Consider the following 4,485-nt stretch of genomic DNA (forward strand, 5'->3'; position numbering starts at 1 on the left):
CTCGGGGAACGGCACGTGCAGCACCCTCTGTAACGCCTTCGTCAGCAGCGTCGGATCCTTCTGGAAGATCCGGTGCAACGCCTCATGCGACGAGCCGACCATCACGCCACCCCCAGCTCGCACCACACGTACTTCCCCCGGTCCCCGAACCGCGCCGACGGCTGCCAGCCCCAGTGCTGGGCGCAGGCCGTCACCAGGCCCAGCCCGCGCCCCTCCTCCGACTCCAGCGCCTGCCCCAGCGGGACCGGCGGCTCCGGCGGCGCGGGGTCCGTGTCCCACGCCCCGATCCACACCAGGCCCTCCCGCGAGCGCCGCACCCGCAACGCCGCCGGTCCCTTGGTGTGCCGTACCGCGTTCGACACCAGCTCCGTGGCCAGGAGTTCCGCCGTCTCCGCCAACCCCGCCAGGTCGTGCATCGTCAGGATGGCGCGCAGGGTGCGGCGGCAGACGGTCACGGCTCTCGGGTCGTTGGGGAGGTAGAGCGTGTAGTCCCAGGGTTCGTTTTCGGGCATGGCTCAGCAACTCCGTTCAGCAAGGGGATGACTATGCGGTGGCTTGCCGCGGCCGTCATGGCAGGGCGGCGCGGTGCTCTTCCGCAGCGTGTTGCGTAGCATCACTGAACGTAGGGCCACATATTGGGACGCTGCAAGTCGTTGTCGTAATGTGCCCTCGAACGAGGCACTGTTCCCCAGCAGTTGGGGGTGAGGGAGGATGCCATGCCGCGCAGACGGGAGCCCACCGCTCGGCAGGAGCGTCTGGGCGCTGAACTGCGGAAGCTTCGGGAAGCGGCCGGGTTGAACGGACGCGAGGCGGCTGCCCTCCTCGGGACGGATGCGGCTCAGATGAGCCAGATCGAGGCCGGGACCGCCGGTGTGAGTGAGGAGCGGGTACGGCGGCTCGCGGCTCAGTACTCGTGTACGGATGCCGCGTTGATCGACGCGCTGGTCGCAATGGCCACCGACAGGACACGCGGCTGGTGGGAGGAGTACCGGGGTCGGCTACCGACCCCGTTCATGGACCTGCCCGAGCTGGAGCACCATGCGAGCTACCGCTGGGACGTGGAGTTCCTGCATGTTCCCGGCCTTCTGCAGACACCCGAGTACGCCCGCGCTCTCTTCGCCTACGTCAACCCGGAGTTCCCCGAGGGCGACATCGAGCGATGGGTGGAACACCGGATGAGGCGCAGGGTCATCATCGAGCGCCCGGACCCGGTCCCGTACGAAGCGTTGGTGCATGAGGCGGCCCTGCGCATCAGGGTGGGCGACCGGAACGCGGCCCGGGCTCAGCTCTCCCGCGTGCTGGAGCTTTCCGAGGCCGACCACGTGACCGTACGCGTCATCCCCTTCGAGCTGGACAACTTCGGTGGATCCGGCAGCGCCATGGTGTACTCGGGCGGCTCTGTACCCAGGCTCGACACGGTCGTCCGCGACGGCCCCAGCGGCCCTGTTTTCATCGACGCCGAGGCTCAGCTCAGCCGCTATCGAACGCTCTTCCGTAGGGTAGAGGCGGTGTCCCTCGACCCTGACCGGTCGCGTGACTTCATCCACAGGCTGGCGAAGGAGCTGTAAGCATGCTGACCCCTGACATCTGGCGGAAGTCGTCCTTCTCCGGAGGCGGCCAGGGGGATGCCTGTGTAGAGGTGGCCGACCGCCGCACCCACATATCCATCCGCGACTCCAAAGCCCCCGCCCGGGCCACCCTCAGCTTCCCGGCCCGCGCCTTCGTCTCCTTCATCGAGGCTCTGAAGGCGCGCCCCTCCGCCGGCTGAGGGAGCCGTCGGGGCGGCGCGCCGTTTCCGGTCGTTCCGTCACTCCAGGCTTGACCTGGTCACGTCAAGCGCTCACCATGAGCGCCAACCCGCACAGCGGTTCCACAGGAAGTCCCACCCAGGGCCCCGGTGGACCGTGCTCGCACGTCGCACGCGAACACCCCACCTCCACCCCACAAGGAGAGTTCATGCGACTTCGCATCCGCGGCTCCGGTGCGCGCGGCAGCAGACGTACCGCCGCGCTCGGCGCGCTGCTGGCCCTCGCCCTCGCCGCCCCCGTGTCGGCCACCGCCGGCCAGGCCGCCCGTGCCGACGGCGTACGGAAGGTCGTACCCACCGACGACGACATCCGGCAGTACGAGATCCAGCGGAGCACGACCCCCGTGACGCGTACGGCCATCCAGGCGGCCGGCGTCACCGTCGACCAGGCCGACGAGGAGAGCGTCGTCGTGTCCGGGCGGGCGGAGCAGATCCGCCGGCTGCGCCGGATGGGGTACGACGTCCAGCCGTTGGGCGCCGCCCCGCAGCGGTCCGGGGCGCGGCTCTACGACTTCCCCAGCGCCGACTCGAAGTACCACAACTACGCCGAGATGAACGCCGAGATCGACCAGCGACTGGCCGCCTACCCGGGCATCATGAGCAAGCGGGTGATCGGCAAGTCGTACCAGGGCCGGGACATCGTCGCCATCAAGGTCAGTGACAACGTGGGCACCGACGAGGACGAGCCCGAGGTGCTGTTCACCGCTCACCAGCACGCGCGCGAGCACCTGACGGTGGAGATGGCGCTCTATCTGCTGCGGGAACTGGGCGCGGGGTACGGGTCCGACCCGCGGATCACCAGCATCGTCAACAGTCGCGAGATCTGGATCGTCCCCGATCTGAACCCGGACGGCGGCGAGTACGACATCGCCACCGGGTCGTACCGCTCCTGGCGGAAGAATCGGCAGCCCAACTCCGGCTCCTCCTATGTCGGTACGGACCTCAACCGGAACTGGAACTACAAGTGGGGCTGCTGCGGCGGGTCGTCGGGGTCGACGTCCTCGGAGACCTACCGCGGGTCCGCCGCCGAGTCCGCGCCCGAGGTGAAGGTCGTCTCCGACTTCGTGCGCAGCCGGGTCGTCGGGGGCAAGCAGCAGATCAAGGCCGGCATCGACTTCCACACCTACAGCGAGCTGGTGCTGTGGCCGTTCGGGTGGACGTACAACGACACGGCCACCGGGATGACCGCGGACGACGCCGCCGCGTTCAAGGCCGTGGGCCAGAAGATGGCCGCCAGCAACGGGTACACGCCCGAGCAGTCCAGCGACCTGTACATCACCGACGGGTCCATCGACGACTACCTCTGGGGCGTGCACAAGATCTTCGACTACACGTTCGAGATGTACCCGACGTCCAGCTGGGACGGAGGGTTCTACCCGCCCGATGAGGTCATCGAGCGGGAGACCTCCCGGAACAAGGACGCCGTGTTGCAGCTGCTGGAGAACGCCGACTGCATGTACCGGTCGATCGGCAAGGCCGCCCAGTACTGCAGTTAGCGGCTAGGCCTCCTCGAAGTAGGCGTCGAGCACCGCGTCGAGCTGCTCGTCCCACTCCTTGAAGCGCGCCCTGGCCGCCGCCTCGATCTCGATCGGGTACCAGCGGCGGTCAGGCGTGTGCACGGTGACCGTGTAGCGCTTGCCGAAGCGGGGCGACTCCGTCTCCACGGCGGCGATCTCGTCCCAGCGGAACTCGCAGGACTCCTCGTCCAGGCTGAGGCGGACACCCTTGTGGTCGGCCACTATCTTCGCCCGGCGGTCGGACGCCTCGAAGACCGGGCCGTCGGCCGGAGGTTCCTCGGCTTCGGCGTCCGCCGGCTCTTCGACAGTCGGCCCTTCGACAGTCGGCCCTTCGACAGTCGACTCCTCGGCCGTCGGCTTATCGGCCGTCGGCTTCGGCGCCTTGTCCACCGGGTCCTTGGCCACCGCACCCGTGGGCGTCGGCCCCGTGATCCCCGGGATGAAGGCCGGGTCGAAACCGGCGCCCGTCACGGGCTCGGTCCTCAACGGCTCGGCCTTCACCGGCTCCGCTTCCACCGGATCGCCCTCCAACGGCTTGCTGCCTGATCCTATGCGCTGCTCCACGGCGGCAGTATGGACGACTTCCCTGTGCCGGAACCAGTCAGCTCACGAACACGCTGACCACCGCCGCCACCGCGAACCCCGCCAGTGACAGCACGGATTCCAGGACCGTCCAGGTCCGCAGCGTGTCGCGCTCGCTGATGCCGAAGTACTTGGCCACCATCCAGAAGCCGCCGTCGTTGACGTGCGAGGCGAAGATGGAACCCGCCGAGACGGCCATGATGACGAGCGCCATGAAGGCCTGGGAGTGGTGACCCTCCGTCAGCAGTGGGGCCACGATGCCCGCCGTCGTCACGATCGCCACCGTCGCCGAGCCCTGGGCGACCCGCAGCACGAGCGAGATCAGGTACGACAGGACGATCACCGGCAGACCCACGTCGTGGAGGGTGTCCGACAGCGCCTGGGCTACCCCGCCCGCCTTGAGCACGGCACCGAAGACCCCGCCCGCGCCGACCACCAGCAGGATGTTGCCGACCGGCTTGAGCGAGGCGGTCGACACCCTCTCCAGGGAGGTCCGGGACCAGCCGCGGCGGATGCCGAGGAGGTAGTAGGCCAGGAGCAGGGCCAGGGTCAGGGCGACGAAGGGGCTGCCGAGGAATT

6 protein-coding genes are annotated in these 4,485 nt (G+C 68.7%); 3 read left to right on the top strand and 3 right to left on the bottom strand.

The window, feature by feature from the left end:
- Positions 1 to 101: 101 nt before the first annotated feature.
- Positions 102 to 512 carry an ATP-binding protein gene (locus IE312_RS03505; protein WP_189978269.1) on the bottom strand — a complete coding sequence of 137 codons (411 nt, stop codon included), beginning with the start codon at positions 510 to 512 and terminating at the stop codon, positions 102 to 104.
- Between the two features lie 204 nt (positions 513 to 716).
- On the opposite strand from IE312_RS03505, the gene IE312_RS03510 reads away from it, so the two are divergent.
- From IE312_RS03510 to IE312_RS03520, 3 genes are all read left to right on the top strand, one after another.
- On the top strand, positions 717 to 1,568 hold the full coding sequence (locus tag IE312_RS03510) for a helix-turn-helix domain-containing protein (protein WP_189978271.1): 852 nt from the start codon (positions 717 to 719) through the stop codon (positions 1,566 to 1,568).
- Positions 1,569 to 1,570: 2 nt separating this feature from the next.
- Positions 1,571 to 1,768, top strand: coding sequence for a DUF397 domain-containing protein (locus tag IE312_RS03515; RefSeq protein WP_189978273.1), 198 nt, complete (start codon positions 1,571 to 1,573; stop codon positions 1,766 to 1,768).
- A gap of 188 nt (positions 1,769 to 1,956) precedes the next feature.
- Positions 1,957 to 3,303: a M14 family metallopeptidase gene (locus tag IE312_RS03520; protein WP_189978275.1), complete on the top strand. Its 1,347-nt coding sequence runs from the start codon at positions 1,957 to 1,959 to the stop codon at positions 3,301 to 3,303.
- A 3-nt stretch (positions 3,304 to 3,306) separates the two neighbouring features.
- Here the strand turns inward: IE312_RS03520 and IE312_RS03525 are convergent, their stop codons facing one another.
- Both IE312_RS03525 and IE312_RS38630 read right to left on the bottom strand, forming a co-directional pair.
- Positions 3,307 to 3,888, bottom strand: a complete 582-nt coding sequence (locus IE312_RS03525; protein WP_306419709.1) for a hypothetical protein — start codon at positions 3,886 to 3,888, stop codon at positions 3,307 to 3,309.
- A gap of 37 nt (positions 3,889 to 3,925) precedes the next feature.
- Positions 3,926 to 4,485: GntT/GntP/DsdX family permease (locus tag IE312_RS38630; RefSeq protein WP_229898980.1), on the bottom strand; the 560-nt coding region annotated here is incomplete at its 5' end.

It is taken from the genome of Streptomyces capoamus (assembly GCF_014654935.1).
GTDB lineage: Bacteria > Actinomycetota > Actinomycetes > Streptomycetales > Streptomycetaceae > Streptomyces > Streptomyces capoamus.

Bases quoted from the DNA above. Each gene is read 5' to 3' on its own strand.
- IE312_RS03505 (WP_189978269.1), bottom strand. From the start codon at position 512: ATGCCCGAAAACGAACCCTGGGACTACACGCTCTACCTCCCCAACGAC.
- IE312_RS03510 (WP_189978271.1), top strand. From the start codon at position 717: ATGCCGCGCAGACGGGAGCCCACCGCTCGGCAGGAGCGTCTGGGCGCT.
- IE312_RS03515 (WP_189978273.1), top strand. From the start codon at position 1,571: ATGCTGACCCCTGACATCTGGCGGAAGTCGTCCTTCTCCGGAGGCGGC.
- IE312_RS03520 (WP_189978275.1), top strand. From the start codon at position 1,957: ATGCGACTTCGCATCCGCGGCTCCGGTGCGCGCGGCAGCAGACGTACC.